The 19311-nt window shown below is 66.7% G+C and carries 22 protein-coding genes; 19 read left to right on the forward strand and 3 right to left on the reverse strand.

The features are described 5' to 3' along the window. Positions 1-43: 43 nt before the first annotated feature. Positions 44-1357, reverse strand: a complete 1314-nt coding sequence (locus B9C43_RS53395; RefSeq protein WP_084434843.1) for an MFS transporter — start codon at positions 1355-1357, stop codon at positions 44-46. Positions 1358-1554: 197 nt separating this feature from the next. Here B9C43_RS53395 and B9C43_RS53400 point away from each other — a divergent pair, with 197 nt between their 5' ends. The 8 genes from B9C43_RS53400 (at position 1555) to B9C43_RS53425 (ending at position 6777) form a co-directional block, all read left to right on the forward strand. Continuing rightward, the gene (locus B9C43_RS53400) at positions 1555-1947 is read left to right on the forward strand and encodes a VOC family protein (RefSeq protein WP_235039378.1); all 393 of its coding nucleotides are present in this window, start codon (positions 1555-1557) and stop codon (positions 1945-1947) included. Next, the gene (locus B9C43_RS53405) at positions 1940-2686 is read left to right on the forward strand and encodes an SDR family NAD(P)-dependent oxidoreductase (RefSeq protein ID WP_084434844.1); all 747 of its coding nucleotides are present in this window, start codon (positions 1940-1942) and stop codon (positions 2684-2686) included. Before B9C43_RS53400 ends, B9C43_RS53405 begins: the two co-directional genes overlap by 8 nt. A 9-nt stretch (positions 2687-2695) precedes the next feature. Beyond that, a complete protein-coding gene (locus B9C43_RS53410) occupies positions 2696-3385 on the forward strand; it encodes a GntR family transcriptional regulator (protein WP_084434845.1) in 690 nt (229 codons plus the stop codon). An 85-nt stretch (positions 3386-3470) separates the two neighbouring features. After that, positions 3471-4403 carry an acyl-CoA dehydrogenase family protein gene (locus B9C43_RS53415; RefSeq protein WP_235039379.1) on the forward strand — a complete coding sequence of 311 codons (933 nt, stop codon included), beginning with the start codon at positions 3471-3473 and terminating at the stop codon, positions 4401-4403. Continuing rightward, positions 4400-4600: a hypothetical protein gene (locus B9C43_RS59365; protein ID WP_327225517.1), complete on the forward strand. Its 201-nt coding sequence runs from the start codon at positions 4400-4402 to the stop codon at positions 4598-4600. The genes B9C43_RS53415 and B9C43_RS59365 overlap by 4 nt, the downstream gene beginning before the upstream one ends. After that, entirely contained in the window at positions 4597-5589 is a 993-nt protein-coding gene (locus B9C43_RS53420; RefSeq protein WP_084434846.1) for an acyl-CoA dehydrogenase family protein, read from the forward strand. The genes B9C43_RS59365 and B9C43_RS53420 overlap by 4 nt, the downstream gene beginning before the upstream one ends. Further along, positions 5586-6011, forward strand: coding sequence for a CoA transferase (locus B9C43_RS59865; RefSeq protein ID WP_268811643.1), 426 nt, complete (start codon positions 5586-5588; stop codon positions 6009-6011). Before B9C43_RS53420 ends, B9C43_RS59865 begins: the two co-directional genes overlap by 4 nt. Then, positions 5998-6777 (forward strand): CaiB/BaiF CoA transferase family protein, encoded by a 780-nt coding sequence (locus B9C43_RS53425; protein WP_268811644.1) that lies wholly within the window; start codon positions 5998-6000, stop codon positions 6775-6777. Before B9C43_RS59865 ends, B9C43_RS53425 begins: the two co-directional genes overlap by 14 nt. Here B9C43_RS53425 and B9C43_RS53430 read toward each other — a convergent pair. After that, a complete protein-coding gene (locus B9C43_RS53430; protein ID WP_235039381.1) occupies positions 6774-7400 on the reverse strand; it encodes a TetR/AcrR family transcriptional regulator in 627 nt (208 codons plus the stop codon). The two genes, B9C43_RS53425 and B9C43_RS53430, sit on opposite strands and share 4 nt — an antisense overlap. Before the next feature lie 147 nt (positions 7401-7547). On the opposite strand from B9C43_RS53430, the gene B9C43_RS53435 reads away from it, so the two are divergent. Then, entirely contained in the window at positions 7548-8357 is an 810-nt protein-coding gene (locus tag B9C43_RS53435) for an IclR family transcriptional regulator (RefSeq protein ID WP_235039382.1), read from the forward strand. A gap of 3 nt (positions 8358-8360) precedes the next feature. Then, entirely contained in the window at positions 8361-10304 is a 1944-nt protein-coding gene (locus B9C43_RS53440) for a flavin-containing monooxygenase (protein WP_084434848.1), read from the forward strand. 47 nt (positions 10305-10351) lie between these two features. Here B9C43_RS53440 and B9C43_RS53445 read toward each other — a convergent pair whose 3' ends face one another. Beyond that, positions 10352-11116, reverse strand: a complete 765-nt coding sequence (locus B9C43_RS53445) for an enoyl-CoA hydratase/isomerase family protein (RefSeq protein ID WP_084434879.1) — start codon at positions 11114-11116, stop codon at positions 10352-10354. Positions 11117-11216: 100 nt separating this feature from the next. Between B9C43_RS53445 and B9C43_RS53450 the strand changes: the two genes are divergently transcribed. From B9C43_RS53450 to B9C43_RS53490, 9 genes are all read left to right on the forward strand, one after another. Continuing rightward, positions 11217-11588: a nuclear transport factor 2 family protein gene (locus B9C43_RS53450; RefSeq protein WP_084434849.1), complete on the forward strand. Its 372-nt coding sequence runs from the start codon at positions 11217-11219 to the stop codon at positions 11586-11588. Between the two features lie 95 nt (positions 11589-11683). Next, positions 11684-12829 carry a serine hydrolase domain-containing protein gene (locus tag B9C43_RS53455; RefSeq protein WP_084434850.1) on the forward strand — a complete coding sequence of 382 codons (1146 nt, stop codon included), beginning with the start codon at positions 11684-11686 and terminating at the stop codon, positions 12827-12829. Further along, positions 12826-13689, forward strand: coding sequence for an SDR family NAD(P)-dependent oxidoreductase (locus B9C43_RS53460; RefSeq protein WP_084434851.1), 864 nt, complete (start codon positions 12826-12828; stop codon positions 13687-13689). Before B9C43_RS53455 ends, B9C43_RS53460 begins: the two co-directional genes overlap by 4 nt. 15 nt (positions 13690-13704) lie before the next feature. Continuing rightward, complete coding sequence (locus B9C43_RS53465; RefSeq protein ID WP_084434880.1) at positions 13705-14655, forward strand: alpha/beta hydrolase; 951 nt, start codon at positions 13705-13707, stop codon at positions 14653-14655. Continuing rightward, positions 14652-15572, forward strand: a complete 921-nt coding sequence (locus tag B9C43_RS53470) for an SMP-30/gluconolactonase/LRE family protein (RefSeq protein WP_084434852.1) — start codon at positions 14652-14654, stop codon at positions 15570-15572. Before B9C43_RS53465 ends, B9C43_RS53470 begins: the two co-directional genes overlap by 4 nt. 15 nt (positions 15573-15587) lie before the next feature. Beyond that, entirely contained in the window at positions 15588-16493 is a 906-nt protein-coding gene (locus B9C43_RS53475) for an SDR family NAD(P)-dependent oxidoreductase (RefSeq protein WP_200826129.1), read from the forward strand. 13 nt (positions 16494-16506) lie between these two features. After that, positions 16507-17727: a cytochrome P450 gene (locus tag B9C43_RS53480; RefSeq protein ID WP_084434854.1), complete on the forward strand. Its 1221-nt coding sequence runs from the start codon at positions 16507-16509 to the stop codon at positions 17725-17727. A gap of 5 nt (positions 17728-17732) precedes the next feature. Then, the gene (locus B9C43_RS53485) at positions 17733-18047 is read left to right on the forward strand and encodes a 2Fe-2S iron-sulfur cluster-binding protein (RefSeq protein ID WP_084434881.1); all 315 of its coding nucleotides are present in this window, start codon (positions 17733-17735) and stop codon (positions 18045-18047) included. Then, complete coding sequence (locus B9C43_RS53490; protein ID WP_084434855.1) at positions 18044-19303, forward strand: NAD(P)/FAD-dependent oxidoreductase; 1260 nt, start codon at positions 18044-18046, stop codon at positions 19301-19303. The genes B9C43_RS53485 and B9C43_RS53490 overlap by 4 nt, the downstream gene beginning before the upstream one ends. Positions 19304-19311 lie beyond the last annotated feature (8 nt).

The following is a 19311-nucleotide window of genomic DNA, read 5'->3' on the forward strand; positions in this document are numbered from 1 at the left end:
CTCCTTAACATTCTACAGTGGACTGTTGTGGTGCTTTTGCGGATTACCGGACGCTGCGAATCCACCACGCGGTGAGGCCCGCGGCGGTCGCCAGGACGGCTGCCGTGAGGAACAGGGCGGTGTAGTTGCTGCCACCGCCGATGGCGAGGACGAGTGGCGCGAGGATCGGGGCGATCGCGCCGGGTGGGCCGCTGGCGATGCTGTTGTAGATGCTCATGTACTTGCCGGCCTGCGTGTCCCTGTCCGGCATCGCATCGCTGACCAGCGCCAGGTCGACCGTGGCGAACATGCCCACGCCGGCCACCAGCAGTGTCGTCCCCACGCCGTAGAGCACGATGCTGGTCGCGAAGGCGGCGAGGAGCAGACCACATGCCATCAGTGCGGCCGCCGCGTAGATGAACGGCTTGCGGCGCCTGACTCGGTCGGAGACCACGCCGCTGACGATGGCGGACGCGGTGGTCACCAGAACCCCGATTCCGCCGAGGAGTGCGAGTTTCTGACCCGCGTCGGCCGGCGTCAGCCGCAGGCGGTCCAGCAGGAAGTACAGCTGGTAGGTCGAGAAGAAGTTGATCCCCAGTGTAATCAGGAACTTGCCGATCAGCACGAGAGTGAAATCCCGGTGCTGGAAGGGGTTGAAGGCGAGATCCTTGAAGAACCGGAACACCGACGTCGGCGGCACGTCCGGACGAGCGGGGCGATCGGGGACCGTGACGAGGAACAAGGCCGAGGTCACCGCGAGAACAAGCACCGGCAACAGGAACAACAACACCTGATGCTCGATCAGCAGGCTGCCGACCAGGCTCGCTGCCACCCCGGCCAGTTGTGCGGCGACCCCGCCGAACGCTCCGAGCTTGCCTCGTTGAGATTCCGGCACCCACTCCGCGATCACCGGTGTCACCGCAGTGGCCGCACAGGACACGCCGATACCCGCGATCGTCCAGCCGAGCAGGATCAGACCGATCGACGACGCGTTGGCGATCAGTAGCGCGCTTGCGGCATAGACGCCGATTCCGATGATCAGGTACGGTCGCCGGCGTCCCCAGGCCAAGCGTGTCCGATCACTCAGCGCCCCGATGACCGGACCGGCGATGATCGGCACGATCGCGCCGATGCCGATGACCAGCCCGAGACTGCTCTCCTTCGAGGCAGGATCGACGATCTGGACCTTGTAGGCCAGGCTGAACAGCAGCGGCATCAGGATCACGAGCGACACGCCGAAGCTGGCCAGGGTGTAGACGATCATGAACCACGCGCTGACAGGCCGGAGACGCGGCTCGTCCGGTTCGGTGCCCCTCGCTTCTGCTACCTGTTCGGCGGCACCCGTCGCCGTCGGTACACCGATGGGTTCATTACTCATCCGTGACTCCATTGTCTGGGGACGTCATGGGGTGTCGAGCGCAAGCGTCGTCGGCCGCGAGTCCTCTGCTGTGGACAGTCCGATCAGGTTGCCGGATGGGGTCATCATGACTTGGCCAGATGAGCTGCTGAGGCTGGTTCTCCCGCTCACTGGAACACATGTCTGTGGAAGTGCCGTGCAACCGCTGTACTGCCACGGTGTCAGCGCGTTTGATGTTCACGAAGATCGTGGTCGAGGATCTCGACGCCCAGTCGGCCTTCTATGCGAATGTGCTTGGCCTCGAGCCGAAGCACAGGTTCTCCGGTGGTGCCGGTGATGCGGCGTTCGAAGAGATCGTGATGGGTGACGGGCCTTCGTTGTTGCTGCTCCACTATCCGCACCGCGAGCCGCCCCGACGTGGTGGGACTGTGCTCGGATTCGCCGTGGCCGACGTGGACCAGGTGGTGCGGGCTGCCGAACACGCGGGCGGTGCGGTGCGGTCGGAACCGAAAACTCTTGCACAGCCTGCGATACGTGTCGCAGAGCTCGCCGACCCCGAGGGACATCTGCTGGAGATCATCCAGCACATGGGAGAGGAGACCGATGTTTGACCTGTCAGGCCGTACCGCGCTCGTGACGGGAGCCGGCCAGAACGCCGGGGCGGGGATCGCCCGGGCACTGGCCGCGCAGGGCGCCGCGGTGGCGGTGAACGACCTGGTGCCCGAGCGGGCCGAGGCGGTCAGCAAGGAGATCACCGCCGGGGGCGGGACCGCCGTGCCGATCGCGTTCGACGTCACGGATCTGGCCGCCGTGCGTGACGGAGTCGGCCGGGCTCGTGCGGAATTCGATCGGCACATCGACATCCTCGTCCACAACGCGGGGATTCCCGCTGACTTCGGCCAGGGGCAGTTCCGCACGCTCGATCCGAGCCGGTGGCGGGCGCCGGTGGAGATCAACTTGTTCGGTGCCATGAACTGCCTCTCGACGGTCATCGACGAGATGTGCGACGCGGGCTGGGGACGTATCGTGCAGATCTCCTCGGGCTCCGCGCGCACAGGTTCCGACCAGGGCCTGTCGCTGTACGGCGCGGCCAAGAGCGGAGTCGAGGGCTTCATCCGGCACGTCTCCCAGGAGGTCGCGCCGTTCGGTGTCACGGCCAACACGCTCGCGCTCGGGCTACAGACCAACGCTGCCGGAGAGCACACCGCCGCGATCGCCGCCAGGATCCCGACCCGGCGGCTGGGCACGCCTGAGGACGTCGGAGCGGCGGCGGTCTACCTCGCGTCGCCCGAGGCGTCGTGGATGACCGGGCAGACGCTCAATCTCAACGGCGGGAGCGTGACCACATAGGGTGAGCCGATGCCACCCAGCAAGACGCGTGCCCAGGCAGCCGACCAAGCGGTGTTCCGCGTGGTCGACGGCATCAAGCAGATGATCGTGTCGGGCGAGCTGCTGCCCGGGCAGCAGCTCCGGCAGGAACAGATGGCGGCCACCCTGGGGGTGAGCCGGCTGCCGGTCCGGGAAGGGCTACGCCAGCTCGTGTCGGACGGATTGGTGACCCACCAGCACAACGTCGGGTTCGCCGTCACACGGCTGAGCCGCTCGGAGTTCGACCAGATCTACCTCATGCGGCGGCTGTTGGAGACCGAAGTGATCCGCAGCCTGCCACCGCCCACATCCAGCCAGCTGACCGAGATCAGCTCGCTGGCCGAGGAGGTCGAGCGTGCCGCGGCCGATCTCGACCTGGCCCGGATGCGTACCCGCAACAGCGACTTCCACTTCGCGATCTTCCGGCTCAGTCCGTTGACCCTGGTGGTGAAGGAGATCGCGCGGATCTGGACCTGGGCGCTGCCGTACCACTCGGTCTATCTGCATGACCAATCAGGACGGGAACGCATTCTCACCGAACACAGGCAGATGGTCGCCGCGCTCACCGACGGGGACCTGGATGGTCTGGTCGCCCTGATGGATACTCACCGCGCGGGGGCGGAGACGCAGCTGAACCTGATGCTGCAGGCCGGTGCGATCGCCCGCCCGTCCGCGGGCTGACCCGGCCGTCCACTCACCGGAACTTCCGCATACGGGGTCGGAACAATTGGCTTAGCGTGAGCCGGAACCCGAAGAAGGAGTCCGGTTGACGATCGAGCTCTCGGCTTATCGCCTTGGCACCGATGCGCAGCAGCTTCGCGACGAGGCCCGGGACTTTCTGGAAAGCTGCGCGTTCGCCCCACGGTGTGACGCCTGGATGACCGCGGCGGACCCTGAGTTCAGCAGGCTACTGGGTGCGCGTGGCTGGCTGGGAATGACGCTGCCACGCCGGTACGGCGGCCACGACCGGTCGCCGTTGGACCGGTTCGTCGTCAACGAAGAACTGTTGGCGGCGGGAGCTCCTGTGGCGGCGCACTGGATCGCCGACCGTCAGATGGGCCCGTCGATCCTGCGCAACGGAACGGAAGCGCAGCGGCAGCGCTATTTGCCCGCGATCGCCCGCGGCGAGTGCTTCTTCGCGATCGGGATGAGCGAACCGGATGCCGGATCCGACCTGGCATCGGTGCGTACCCGGGCGCGACAGGTCCCGGACGGGTGGGAGATCACCGGCACGAAGCTGTGGACCACCGGAGCTCATGTCGCCGATGCGATGATGCTGCTCGCCCGTACGGACGGCTCGCCGGAGGACCGGCACACTGGCCTGTCGCAGTTCATTGTGGGCCTGCCGAATCCGCGCGTGGAGATCCGGCCGATCGTGACTGTGGACGGTGAGCACCACTTCAACGAGGTGGTGTTCGACGCCGCCGTGGTTCCGCACGACAGTCTGCTCGGCGAACGTGGTGCGGGCTGGCGTCAGGTCACTGCTGAACTCGCGCACGAACGATCCGGTCCCGAGCGATGGATGAGCACAGTGCCGTTGCTCCGGGCATGGGCTGATCAACAGGCCGGTGATCCCGTCGCAGCAAGGGAATTGGGCAGACTCACCGCGCGCGCGCGTGGACGCTGCGCCAAATGTCCTTGTCGGTGGCTGCCGCCCTGGCCGACGGGCGTTCCCCCGATGTGGCAGCGGCTCTGGTGAAGGATCTCGGGTCGCGCTTCGAAGGGGATGTGGTGGAGACCGTGCGGCGGTTGGCAGGTGTAGAGCCGCGCAGCGGCGAACCGGGTTTGGCTGGGCTGCTCGCCGAGGGGGTTCTGCATTCGCCGGCGTTCACGTTACGCGGCGGCGCGAACGAGATTCTGCGTTCGGTGGTGGCCCGCGGGCTGGGGGTGCGGTGAACGACGACCACGTAGCGGAGATTCTCGCCACGGTCAGCGCGATCCTGAAGGACAACCATCCGGGCCCCGCGGATTTCGATCGTCCACTGTGGAAGACCTTGGGTCAGGCCGGGTTTCACCTGCTCGGTGTTCCCGAGCAGATCGGCGGCAGCGGCGGAAGTCTGCGGGATCTCGCCGTGGTGGTGGATCTGACGGCCTTCCACGGTGCGCGGATCCCAATCGTGGAGACGGCGTTTCTGGCCGGTTGGCTGCTGTCCCGGGCAGGCATTGCCGTGCCCGATGGGCTGATGGTCAGCTCACTTGATGAAGCGAGCGGACGGTCCCGCTTGTCTGGCCGGTTGCGAACACCGTGGGCTCGGTATGCCGACTACGTCGTCACGACAGTTCGTGATGGCACCGATGTTCTCGTCGCCGTCGTACCCACCGAGGGGCTGGATATCGAGTACGCCGAGAACCTCGCCGGTGAACCACGCGACACGCTCGTGCTCAACGACGTCGAACCTGTGGCCGTGGCGCCGTCGGACGTCGACGCGATGGACTTGTTGCGGCGCGGCGCACTGGCCCGGTCCATCCAGCTCGCGGCTGCGGCTCGCGCTGTGCTCGAGTCAACCCGGCGCCATGTCACCGAGCGGGAGCAGTTCGGGCGTCCGCTCGCTCGGTTCCAGGCTGTGCAGCAGCATCTCGCCGCGCTTGCGGCGGAGGCCACCGCAATGCGGGTCAGTGCGGACGCCGCTGTGCTGGCGGATGACGACGTCGCGGTTGCGGCGGCGAAAGCGACGAACTCCGCGAGCGCGCATGTCGTCGCTGCGATCGGGCACCAGTTGCACGGAGCGCTTGGCTACTCACAGGAACATCGCCTGGGAGCGGCGACCACCCGGTTGTGGGCCTGGCGCGAGGAATTCGGCAGTGAGAGCTATTGGCAGGATCAACTGGCTGCGATGCACACAGCGGGTTCGTGGTGGCCGCTTCTGACGGACGGTGCCAGGTGATCGGAGCGTTGCGGGGTCTGCGTGTCCTCGACCTGAGCCGGATCCTCGCTGGACCGTTCTGCGCACAGATGCTCGCCGACCACGGCGCGGAAGTGATCAAAGTCGAGGCGCCGTCGGGAGACGAGACGCGCCGCTGGGGGCCGCCGTTCGCCGACGAGGCCGAGACGACGAGCGCCTACTACCAGGGGCTCAACCGCACCAAGGCGAACATCGTGCTGGACCTGCGACTGCCGCGAGCTCGAGATGTGCTGCACGACCTCATTTCCCGTGCGGACGTCGTCGTGGAGAATTTCAAGGTCGGCACCATGCAACGATGGGGACTCGGATATGAGTCCCGGCTGGCGGAGGAGTTCCCAGGGCGTTTACTGCCGGATCACTGGTTACGGCGTCGACGGGCCGCTTGGCGGCATGCCGGGGTATGACGCGGTGCTACAGGCGTACGGCGGCCTGATGAGTGTCAACGGTGAGCGCGACGGCGACCCGCTACGGGTAGGTGTGCCCATTGTGGACATCACGGCGGCGCATCAGGCGTTCGCGGGCATTCTGCTTGCATTGCTGGAACGGTCGGTCAGCGGTCGTGGTCAGTTGGTCGACGTGACGCTGTTCGATGCGGTTGTGTCGCTGATGCACCCGCACACCGCTGCTTATCTGCAGTCCGGTGTGGTGCCCGAGCGCACTGGGGCGGCGCATCCGACAGTGGCACCGTACCAAGTGTTCCGCACCGCTGGGGAGGGGCGGTTGTTCGTCGCGGCCGCCAGTGACGCTCAGTTCGCCGCGCTCGCGGACACTCTTGGCCGGCCCTCGCTGGCCGAGGATCCCCGGTTCCGGTTCAATCGAGACCGGATCGGAAACCTGGGACAGTTGCTGGCCGAGCTGCAACCCTTGTTCCTCGCACGAAACGCGGACGAACTGGCGGCCAAGTTGGCGGCGCGTGGTGTTCCGGCGAGTCCGGTCAACGACGTAGCCCAAGCCTTGTCCGCGCCGCAAGTACGGCACCGCCGCATGGTCGTGAGCGATGGCGCGTACCGCGGCATCGGTGTGCCGATCAAGCTGAGCCGGTCGGCGTCAGTACCGCCGCGCGCGCCCACACGGTCCGGGGCAGATACCTCGCGTGTTCTCGCGGAGTGCGGGTACTCGGTCGACGACATCGACGAACTCCGCCGGACCGGCGTCCTGGGACCCGATTAGCCACCGTCGCCCGTGGGGACGGGGCGGGTGGCCTCGACCCCGGCGAGCACGGTCCGGAAGACGTCTCGGAGCAGATCCGCGATGTCCTCGCTCGAGTCGGACAGGATCCAGTAGTCGAAGACGTGCCGGGTGGCGTGGACCACGAGATAGGCGGGCAGACTCCGGTGCAGCGGGTGGTCGCCCAGCGCGACGCGTTCTCGCAGGAACTCGGCCATGGCTTCGGACAGTTCGTCGTCGACCTCCATCCAGCGCAACCGGTACTGCGGGGTCGACGCCATGAGCTTGAGGAACTGACGCTCGCCGTCGCTCAGCGTGCCCTCGTGAAGTTGTGACACCCACGCCGCGACCAGCGTCTCCACCACGTCACCGGTTGTCGGGGCGTTCCGCAGGGCTGTGATCACCTGTGTCGAGCTGAGCCGGAATATCGGGCGGACGACATCCTCCTTGGCCGGGAAGTGCCGGTGGAACGTGCGCGGCGAGACCCCCGCGGCCTCCGCGATGCGATCGACGGTCACGGACGTGTCGCCGTCGGCGACGAAGATCTCGACCGCCTTGCGCGCGATCTCCAGCCGCAACTCCTCCGCCCGCCGCTCGGTCAACGTCGGCCGATCCCGCTTCACCACGACCACACCTCCTGAACGTATCCACGATCGTATGCGGAAAGTGGACACGATTTGTTTACACAATCGACGTCCACGGCTAGGCTCAAACCTGTCAGTTTCTGCCACATCGGCAGAAAGTGTAGCAAGGCATCGGTGCCGGAGGTGACCGTGACCACGACGGAGACAACGGCGCGGAGCCAGGACACACCCACCGCCATGATCGACCGAGTGGCTTCACTGCTGGAGGTTTTCGACGGCCATCACCGGCTCACGCTGGCACAGATCTCCCGGCGGGCGCATCTGCCCCGGTCCTCGGCGCACCGGATCCTGCAGCGGCTGGTCGAGCTGGGCTGGGTCGAGCGCCAGGGCTTCCAGTACACGCTGGGAATCCGGATGTTCGAACTCGGCTCGCAGGTCGTCCGGCGGGATCGCGTGCATCAGGCGGCGTTGCCCTTCATGCACGGCCTGCACCACTCGACCGGGCTCACCGCCCACCTGAGCGTGCTCGTCTCCTCGGACGTGCTGCACCTTGAACGGATCGGCCACTGGCCCGAGCAGGAGCAGGGATGGCGCCTCGGGGCCAGGCAACCCGCGGTGCACTCAGCGGCCGGCCGCGCCCTGCTCGCCCAGTCAGAGGAGTGGCCCGAGCTGGCGTTTCCGTCGCCCGCGACGGCGTACGGGATTCGCACCCGCACGCAGCTGAGCCGAGACCTTGAGCGGGTCCGCGACCGCGGCGGCGTCGCTGTCGACGATCAAGGCTGCACCGTGGGGATCGCAGCCGTCGCCGCGCCTATCGGGCCGTCGGAGAGCAACCTCCGTGCGGCGCTGTCGTTGTGCGGGCCCGCCGACGCGATGCCGACTGACAAGGCCGTCGCCGCAGTGCGCATGGCTGCCATGGACATCTGGTACGCGGCTTCAGGAGTGACCAGGTTGCGCGGTCGCCCCGTCCGCCTCATAGCGACCACAAGGAACCAGTAACCGATGAGCCTGATCTCCCCGGACCAACCGACATATGTCGTTCCGCCCGTCACCGACGTCGACCAGGCAGCCCTGTCGCAGGCCATCGATGTCGCCGAGCCGGGTGCCCTGCTCATGGCCCTGGTGCATCTCACCGGCGACACGGACCTTGTGGACGAGTTCAAGGCCAAGCTCGACGCGGCACCCACGACGACCATGGGGGAGTATCCGGAAAGCGTCGCTGATGAGATCCGTGAGCGAGCGCGGACGTTGCTGGGTAGTGCGTTGATTCCGCGGATCACCGTTCCGGACGAGGTTCTGTTCCGGCGGATGGCCGAAGTGTGCGTGAACGACGCTATCGGCGACGAGTACGTTGCCCACCTGCGAGAGCAGGGCGGATTCGAACCCGCACAGCCGGTCGTCCCACGTAACCGCACTCCCCCGGAGAACTTCACGGTCGCCGTCATCGGCGCCGGCATGATCGGGCTCAACGCCGCGATCAAGCTCGGTGAGGCCGGTTTCCGGTACCAGGTCTTCGAAGAACGTGACGAGCTTGGCGGAACGTGGTCGCGCAACGTCTATCCAGGCGCTGCGGTCGACACACCGAGCCACTTCTACTCCTACTCGTTCGAACTGAACCCGCGGTGGTCGATGTATTACCCGACCGGGCCGGAGTATCTGGACTACCTGCATGGCGTGGCCCGCAAGTACGACCTCTACCCGCGCATCTCCTTCGGCACCAAGGTTCTTGGCTGTGAATGGGTCGAGGACCAGCAGGCGTGGAACGTCACTGCCCGGCACTCCGACGGCACCCTGCGGACCCATCGGGCCAACGCGGTCGTCACGGCCACTGGCGTGCTCAACGGCGCGTCCATCCCCGAGATCCCGGGTGCGGACACCTTTACCGGGGAGATGATGCACACCGCCGAGTGGCGGTCCGATGTGGACCTGGACGGCAAGCGCGTGGTCATCCTCGGTACCGGTTGCACATCAGTCCAGGTTGTCGCCAGCATCGCCGATCGGGTCGAGTCCCTCGCCGTGATGATGCGCCAGCCGCACTGGGTCGTCCCGGAAGGCAGCGTCAGCGAAGACGTACCCGACGGTGTGCGGTGGGCGCTGGCGAACATTCCCTATTTCCACCAATGGTTCCGGGTCAAGACCTACTGGTGGGCCGCGGACAAGGGCTGGGCTGTCCCACGCATCGACGAGGAGTGGAACGCCACCCACGTCTCGGCCTCGCCGGCCAACGACATGCTGATGCAGGTCTGCCTGGACTACCTGGACCGGGCGTTCGCCGACCGCCCCGACCTGAAGGCGAAGCTGACGCCGGACTTCCCGCCGTTCGCCAAGCGGATCGTGAAGGACCCCGGCTTCTTCGAAGCGGTCAAGCGGGCCAACGTGACGGTGCATTCGGCTTCGTTCTCCGAGATCCGCCCGGACGGCGTCGTGACGACCGAAGGCGACTTCCTGCCTGCCGACGTCATCATCTGGGCCACCGGCTTCAAACTCGAATACCTCAGTTTCATGGACGTCGTCGGCCGCGACGGGATCAAGCTGGCTGACGAGTGGGCAGAGAACAACCCACGGGCATACTTGGGCATCACCGTGCCCGGCTTCCCCAACTTGTTCGTCACCGCAGGCCCGAACGCCGCTCCCAACCACGGCGGCGGGCACAACGTCACCAGCGAGGAACACGTCCACTACGTCGTGGAGAGCCTGCAATACCTGGTGGAGAACGGGTTCACCGCAATGGAGCCGACCCGCGAGGCGACGGACGAGTACAACCGGCGAGTCGACGACGAACTGGACAAGACCGTCTGGAAACACGGTGGCACCGCGAACGGCTACTACCGCAACAAGTCCGGGCGGGCGTGGGTCAGCTGCCCGTGGCGCCTGGTCGACTACTGGACGATGCTGCGCGAACCGGCGCCGCAGGACTATCTCTTCACCACGGCGAAGAAGGACTGACCACCGCGGCTGCCGCCTGATCCACGTGGACCAGGCGGCAGCCGCCGTCATTCGCCGACGAACACTGGAGACCGCCGCTCAAGGCTGGCCGCGATGCCCTCGGCACAGTCGCGTGTCGCCCACAGGCGAGCTTGCTCGGCTAGTTCGTGGTCCAAGGCCGCCCGGACGCGCTGTGGCAGGTCTGCGCGCAGGGTCGCGCGGATCGATCGCACCGCGAGCGGTGCCGCGGCGGCGATGGAGCGTGCCAACGCCAATGCGGTCTCGCGTTGACGACCGGGTTCGGACAGCCGGTCAGCAAGTCCGATGTGGACGGCTTCCTCGCCGCCGACCTTCCGTCCGGTCATCAGCATGTCGGCGGCGACCCGCCTGCCGACCAGATCGGGCAGGGTGACGCTCAGCCCGAACCCATGGTGGAAGCCGAGCAGCGAGAAGTTGGCGACGAAGCGAGTCGAGGCGTCCACGACACGGAAGTCAGCCGCACATGCCAGACCGAGACCGCCGCCGATGGCCGCGCCCTGCACGGCCGCGATGATCGGAGTCTTGACCTCGAACAGCTGGATTGCCCGCCGGTACAACCGTTCCGACACAGCGACGCGGTCCTCGAAACCACCGCCCGTGCCGAAGTTCGCGCCGGCGCAGAAGTGTTTGCCCTCGGATGCCAGGACCAGAGCCCGGCAGCGAGGGTCCTCCTCGAGCTCCAGCGCGGCCCCGACGATCTGGCTGATGAGCTGTTCGTCGAAGTAGTTGGCCGGTGGGCGGCGCATCTCCAGCAGCCCGACACCGTCCTCGACCACCACCGCAAGGTCCGTCATGACACCAAGGTGGCGGAACAGCGCGCACACCGAAACAAAATCGTCCGGTCAGTGGACACCTCCCACTCCCGAGCTTGCCGACGGGGTGCACATTCGGCGAGTGGAGATCACCAACGTCCTGTACGCGTTCGCCCGCCTAGCCGACGAAGGCACGATCGACGAGATCGGCGGCCTGCTCGCCGACGACGTCGAATGGGCGATGACGGGCACGACCTGGCGTGGCCGGGCAGGGGTTCTCGCGGGACTCCAGTCGATGCGAGACCTCGGGTATGCCGGACCGGCCTCGGGCCACCGCCACGTGATCACCAATATGGAAGTGCACGTCGACGGCGACCACACGATCGCGAGGTCCTATTTCCTGCTCGTGTCCCGCGATACACCGGCCACGATCCTCGCCGTCGGCGCCTACCGCGACGAGTTGCGACGCACGGGGGACGGCTGGCTCATCACAAAACGCGAAATCACCACCTGACAACACACGGAAGTCGTCCATTCACCGGAACATCGCCCGACCGACGCCCGATCTCCGCCTAGCGTCAGGAAAACCAGCCGCCACGAGGAGAGCCGATGATCGCAGATCCACGCATTCGCAAGGCTCTTGACCGTGCGGTGGAACTGGGCGAGACCGGTATCGCCGTCGCCGCCTACCATCGTGGCGAACTGATTGTCGACGCAGTCGCCGGTGTCGCGGATGCCAGGACCGGCAGGCTGGTCGACGACCGCACACTCTTTCCGGTCTTCTCGGTCACCAAGGGCATCACCGCGACCGCCGTACACCTGCAGGCAGAGCGTGGACTGGTCGACCTGCAGGCGCCGATCACGCATTACTGGCCCGAATTCGGTGTGAACGGCAAGGAGACCGTCACCGTCGAACACGCACTCTCACATCGGGCCGGGATCCCGCAGATGCCAGAAGGAGTCACACCGGAACTTCTGGCCGACTGGGACTGGATGACCGAGCGCATCGCCGAGTTCACCCCTATCTACGAGCCCGGTACCGCGAGCGCGTACCACATCCTTGTGTGGGGCTGGATTATTGGCGAGGTGGTGCGCCGCACCGATCCGGCCCGCCGATCCTTCGACACCTTCATCGCCGAGGAAATCTGCAAGCCCCTGGGGGTGACCGACTTCCATCTCGGGGTGCCCGACGGCGATCTGCCCCGGGTGGCGAAACTCTATGGGGGCAATGAGTTCGCGATGGTCGATGAGCACAACATCAGTCCACGGGCCGTCTTCCCCGGATCCGACGTGCACAACTTGCCGACCGTACAGCAGGCAGTCGATCCCGGTGCGGGCGCGATCGCTACGGCGGGTGCTGTGGCGCGGATCTTCGCGATGCTCGCCGAGGGCGGTGAACTCGACGGCGTCCGGCTGCTCTCTCCAGACAGGGTGGCCACCTTCACCCGGCCGCGGCAAGGCGCACACGATCCGGACAAGGTGCTTACCATCCCGGTGTGGTTCGGCGCCAACGGGTTCTGGCTCGGCGGCGAGCCGGGCGCGTCCGACCCACTGGTGGGCGACCATCGAGCCATCGTCTACAGCCCCGGCGCGGGCGGCTCGGTCGCCTGGGCCGATCTGCGCGACCAGTTGGCCGTGGCGATCTGCCACAACAACATGGACACCCCGGCAGTAGTGAGTCCTGAACGGACATTCGAACCGATTGTCCGGGTGATCCGCGAGATCGTCGCCGAGCGCGAGGAGAACCGTCGATGAGTTCGGCCAAGGAACTGTTCGGTGGCGGCGTCGCCGTGATCACGGGAGCCGGGGCGGGCATCGGCGCCGGTCTGGCCCGCTGCGCGGCCCGAGAGCTCGGCATGACCGTTGTGCTGGCCGACGTCGACACGGCGGCGATTGCTGCTCTGCGGGCCGAACTGGAGGAGATCGGCACCCGCGCTATCGACATCGCGTGCGATGTACGCGACCCCGCAGCGCTGGAACGGCTGGCAGAACGGACCATCACCGAGGCAGGCCCGGTGAGGCTGTTGGTGAACAACGCCGGTGTGGAGCAGTTCGGTTACCTGTGGGACACGCCCGTCGCCAACTGGAACCGTCTTGTCGAGATCAATATCAATGGCGTTTTCCATGGCATCAAAGCTTTCCTGCCACGGATGCTGGCCGACCAGGGCCAGTCGTGGGTGTGGAACCTTTCGTCCATCGGAGGAGTCAGCGCCAGTCCACTGCAGGCGCCGTACATCATGAGCAAGCACGCCGTACTGGCGATCACCGAGTGCCTCTATCAGGAAGTCGAACTCGCCGGGCACGCCCATCACGTCCACGTTCAAGCAGTCCTGCCGGGCGCGGTGGCCTCGAACATCTTCGAATCCGCCGGCGCAGTCGAGCACGGTGATGTGGCGGCGGCGGAGGAACACCGCACCGCCATGCTGAGGATCAAGGCGCAGGCGATGGACCCGGTCGAGGCGGCCCGCACTTTCTTCCACCAAGCAGCCGCAGGCGAGTTCTACCTGACGTCCCAACGCTTTGTCGGTGACGCCATGGCGACGCGGGCAGACATCTTGGCGCACCGCCGCGCCCCCGTCCTGCTGTCTGACGAGTTCGCCGTTCCCGCTGAATGACCGTTGGAGATCGTGATGTCCCTGCTGGATCCCGACGCCGCAGCGATCGCGTCGGCGACCGCCGAACTGCCTCCGATGCGGGTACGCGGCATCGCAGCGATACGCGAGGCCCTTGAATCCGTGCCGCACCCGCCTGGACTGCCGGTCATGGCGGAGACAGAGGATCGAGTGATCTCCGGTCCGCACGGCGACATCCCGCTACGCGTCTACCGCCCGGCTTTGGGTGGTCCGGCGCCCGTGCTCGTGTACTTCCACGGCGGCGGGATGTGCATGGGCTCGATCCACTCCTTCGAGCCGCTCGCCCGCAACCTGGCCGCTTCGAGCGCTGCCACCGTCGTATCGGTTGGATACCACCTTGCTCCAGAGGTCCCGCCACCCGCACAGTTCGACGATGCGTATATCGCAACGTCGTGGGTCGCCAAGCACGCCGACGAGCTTCGCGTCGACGTGGACCGGCTTGTCGTCATCGGGGACAGTGCCGGGGGAACCCTGGCCGCCGCAGTGGCACTCGCCGCACGGGACCGCGGTGGTCCCGCCATCGCTTGCCAGGTGCTCATGTATCCGGGACTCGACCGGGACATGGCCGCCCGGTCGATCTTCCAGAACGCCGACGCCCCGATCCTGAGCCGGGACGATGTCCTCTACTTGAACGAGACCGCCGACAGCGGGCAAGGCTACCCGGACAGTCCGTATCGCATTCCCGCATATGCGGCAGACCTTGGCGGTCTGCCACCGGCCATTGTGGTCACTGCTGAATGCGATCCGCTCCGCGACTGGGGCGAGCGCTATGCCGACCGGCTGCGAGAGGCCAGGGTACAGACCACGCTGACCCGATATCCGGGCTCGTACCACGGGTTCGTAATGCAGTCCGCCTACCTCGCCAGGGGCAGGCTCGCCATCGCGGAGATCGGCGCGTTGCTGCGCGCCAAGTTCGCCCACCCGCTCCCTTTTAGGAGGACTCCGTGACTGACACCACCCTCGGCCCCTTCGCCAACGCCATCGCGCCACGTGAGCTGTCGCGGGGTTACACCTGGGCCGAATGTCCACGATGGCACGAGGGGGCGTTGTGGTTCAGCGACATGTATGCCCACCGGATTCTGCGACTGGACGCCGACGGCGTGCCGGAGACCATCGTCGACTGCTCGACACGAACCTCCGTGAACGGCACCGAGGTCATCCCGGGGGGATTCGGCTGGCTGCCGGACGGCAGGCTGATCGTGACCTCGATGCACGAGCGGCTTGTGCTGGCTTTTGACGGGGCGGGGCTGAGCGAGTACGCCGACCTGCGGGATCTGGCCACCGGTCCGATCAACGACATGGTTGTCGACGCCGAGGGCCGCGCCTACGTCACCCAGCTCGGTTTCGAGCTGTTCGCCGGGGAAGCACCGAAAGACTCTGCCTTGCTGGTCGTCGAACCCGACGGCACCGTCGGCGCGCTGAAGGAGCTGGGCGGTTTCGCCGGTGCCAACGGAATCGCCGTCAGCGGTGATGGGAGCCGGGTGGTGACCGCGGAGGCGTTCGCGAACCGGATCACCGTGCTGGACCGTGACAAGAACGGTCGTTTGAGCGGTCGACGGGTCTTCGCGGACACACCCTCGCTGCCCGACGGTATCTGCCTCGACGACGACGGCGGGGTCTGGGCCGGGATGCCGTCGGTGCCGGCCGTAGCACGGTTCGTCGAAGGCGGCGCGATCACCGACATCGTGCGCTTCAGCCTCGAGCAGGCGCTACCACCTGCTTGTGTTCTCGGCGGCACCGACCGGCGCACCTTGTTCATCTGTGCGGGCTTGGACGTCATGGACTGGGAAGAGTCCCGTCGCAACCGGAACGGCACCGTTTGGACCGCCTCTGTCCGCGTTGGCGGCGGCGCCAACCGCCCCTGATCGATGGGAATAGTTGTGGACACTCTCTCCTTCGCCGGCCGCGTCGTGGTCGTCACCGGCGCGGGCCGCGGCATCGGCCGAGCCCACGCGCTCTTACTGGCCTCCCGCGGCGCGAGCGTCGTCGTCGCCGACCTCGGTGCCCACGTCGACGGGTCCGGAGTGGATGGCGACGACCCTGCGGCCGATGTCGTCGCCGAGATCCGCGCAGCCGGTGGCCAGGCCGTGGGATCCCGGGCCGACGTGTCCGCCGAGCACGGCGCCGCCAAGATCATCGGCACCGCCATCGATACGTTCGGGCGGCTCGACGCCGTCGTGAACAACGCCGGAATTGTCCACACAGGACACTTCGATGAGATTGACATCGAGGAGTACCAACGCAACCTCGATGTCCACTTCTTCGGCTCACTGTACCTGTGCCGGGCGGCGTGGCCGCACCTCATCGCCTCGGGCAGCGGCCGGGTGGTCAACACCATCTCCGCCGCGATGCTGGGCAACCCGCTGATGGCCCACTACGGCAGCTCCAAGGGCGCGGTGTTCGCGCTCACCCGAAACCTCGCCATCGAAGGCGCCGAGCACGGCATCCTTGTCAACGCCCTGGCGCCTGGCGCGGGCACCCGCATGGCCGAGAACTCCGCCGACTCACTGTCCCAGGAAGTCCTGGCCTATCTACGTACCCAACTGCTGCCCGAACACGTCGCCCCGGTCGCCGCGTACCTCACTCATCCCGCCTGCAAGGTGACCGGCGAGGTGTTCAACGCCGCGGGTGGCGCCGTCAGCCGCATGGCTGTTGTGAACACAGCCGGGATCCACGATCCCGCCCTGACCATCGAGACCGTGGCCGAGCGGTTCGACGAAGTCATGGCCCTCACGCCGGAAGCACAGCCGGCGGTCGTGGCCGTGCCCGAGCCCCACACGACCTGATCCTGGAGGGACGATGACCGAGACCACCACCATCGACTACCCGTTCGCGCCACTGCCCGCACCCGAGGCGGTCGAGCATTATCGGCGCCTGCTGGCCGACCGCCCGATGACCAAAGTGATCATGCCCTACGGCGGCGATGTCTGGGTGGTGCACCGCAACCGCGCGGCCAAACAGGTCCTCAGCGACCGCCGGTTCGTCCGTGAACCGTTCCGTACCGGCGAGCGCGTGGTGCCGTTCTTCGTGCCGTTCCCCGATTTCCTGCGCACCACACTGCAGTTCGAGGATCCACCCCAGCACACGAAACTGCGCAAGCTGGTGCAGAAGGCCATCTCTCCCCGGCGAGTGCGTGACATACGCGCGTCAGCCGTCGCGTTCGCCAACGAACTGATCGACGGCATGCTCGCCCGCGGCGGAGTGCGTAACTTCATCTCCGAATACGCCGTGCCACTGCCCGTGGAGATGCTCAGCTCTCTGCTGGGCGTGCCGTCCTCCGACCGGGAGAAGTTCGAACGGTGGAGCTCCTCCACGATGGCCGTGGCAGGCAAGACCGAGCAGGAAGTCGCCGCCGACCTGGCGGAACTCGCGGCCTACATGACCGACCTGATCGTGCAGCGGCGGGAGGAACCGCGCGATGACCTACTCAGTGCACTCGCGCACGCGCGTGACAAGGACGAGACCCTTACCGATGAAGAGATCCTGCCCATCGCGTTGATCCTGATCGTCGGCGGATTCGACAACACGGCCAACTTCCTGACCACCGGCGTCATGTCGCTGCTGCACTGCGACGAGCAGCGCACGCTGTTCCTGACCGACCCCGACGGGCTGGCGCCCACCGCGGCTGAAGAGGTCTTGCGCCACGGTGCGTTCGCGCTGGGCAACCCCATTGGCGGCGGCGGGGGACTGGTCCCGTTCGTCGCGACCGAGGACATCGTCGTGGACGGGCAGTTGATCGCGGCGGGGGAGGCGATCTGCATCGACCCGAATGCCACCAACCACGACCCGGCCGTGATGGCCGACCCGGGTCGCTTCGACATCACCAGAAAAGACAACCCGCACCTGATGCTCAGCCACGGTCTGCACCACTGTCTCGGTGCGCCGCTGGCCCGGATGGAACTGCAGGTCGGCATGGCCGAGATCTTCAAGCGCATCCCGAACCTGCGCCTGGCCGGTGAACCCGAGGTTCGCCGGGACGTGCTGACTCAGCCCATGACCAACGTGCCGGTCGCGTGGTGATCCGCGTGCCCAAGGTTTTCTACACACAGCCGGACGGCACCGAGCGGGTCGTGGAGGCGGTCGCGGGCGACTCCGTCATGCAGACCGCCGTCCGCAACGGCGTCACCGGTATCCTCGGACAGTGCGGTGGCGAGCTGTCCTGCGCGACCTGCCACGTCTTCCTCGACGGGGGGTACGACTTCCCACCGGTCAGCGAGGACGAGGACGACATGCTCGACGTCGCTGCCACCGACCGCGCGGACAACTCCCGGCTGTCCTGCCAACTCGTGCTGTCCGATGGCCAGGAAGTCCACGTGACCATCCCGGAAGCCCAGCTGTGACAGGACATCTCCTGGTCGTGGGTGCGGGCCAGGCAGGCGTGCAGCTCGCGAGCAGCGCCCGCGAGCTTGGCTGGCAAGGCCCCATCACTGTTGTAGGAGCCGAACCGCACGCGCCTTATGCTCGGCCACCGTTGTCCAAGGCGTTCCCGCGCAGAACGGCGGACTCCTTGTCGTTACGCAGCGACGGCTTCTACAGCGAGAACACCATCGGCCTGGTGCTGGACGAACACGTTGAGCATCTTGACCTGACCGGCAGGGGAGCGGGCACAGCCACCGCCGCCTCTGGACGCCGCTGGTCGTTCGACCGGTTGGTCCTGGCCACCGGCGCCGTGCCCGGCCGTCTGCCGATCGAGGGCGCGCACCTCGACGGAGTTCTGGTGCTCAGGGACATCCATGACGCCGAAGTCCTCACCCGATATCTGTCCACAGTGGAGAATCTGGTCGTGGTCGGCGGTGGCTTCATCGGTTTGGAGGTCGCCGCGAGTGCGGCCGCCGTTGGGGTGCGGACGACTGTGGTGGAGGCGGCCCCGGCGTTGATGAACCGCGTGGTCAGTACCGACACAGCGAAGGTCGTCGAGGCCGCACACCGCGCTGCCGGGATTCGGGTCCTCACTGGTGTGCGCCCTCGCCGCTTCATCGGCGGCAACCACGGCGCGGTCACCGCGGTCGAGCTCGATGATGGTGTACGGCTGCCAGCCCAGCTCGTTCTGGTCGGTGTGGGCGCACGGCCGCGCGACGAACTCGCACGTGCCGCCGGCCTTCATTGCGATGACGGAATCGTTGTGGATGCCTTCTCATTGGCATCGGATGGGCACACCATCGCTATCGGCGACTGCGCCAACCTGCCCGACCCTTCACCAATCCCACGTCCGGCACGGCGTCTGCGGCTGGAGAGCGTCGACAACGCCGTGGAACAAGCCAGAGCCGCCGCCACCACACTTGTCGGCTCACCGCAGCCCTACCGCGGTGTTCCGTGGTTCTGGTCTGACCAAGGCAGCCTCAAACTGCAGATCGCAGGACTGGCATGCGCGAGCGACGACGTTGTTGTCCGCACGGGCAGCCGACCTGGACAGCACACCGCGCTGCGGTACCGGGACGGGCACTTGGTGGCCGCCGAATGCGTCAATAGTCCCGCAGACTTTCTGGTGGTACGTAAGGCGTTGACGCGCAGTATGACCTTGCCCAGGGACGCGGCCGCCGACACCACGGTGCCGTTGAAGAAGCACCTCGTCGTCGGCACGACGGATTCTTGCTGAGTTGCTGG

Origin of the sequence: Kibdelosporangium aridum (genome assembly GCF_900176515.1) — a bacterium.
Classification (GTDB): domain Bacteria; phylum Actinomycetota; class Actinomycetes; order Mycobacteriales; family Pseudonocardiaceae; genus Kibdelosporangium; species Kibdelosporangium aridum.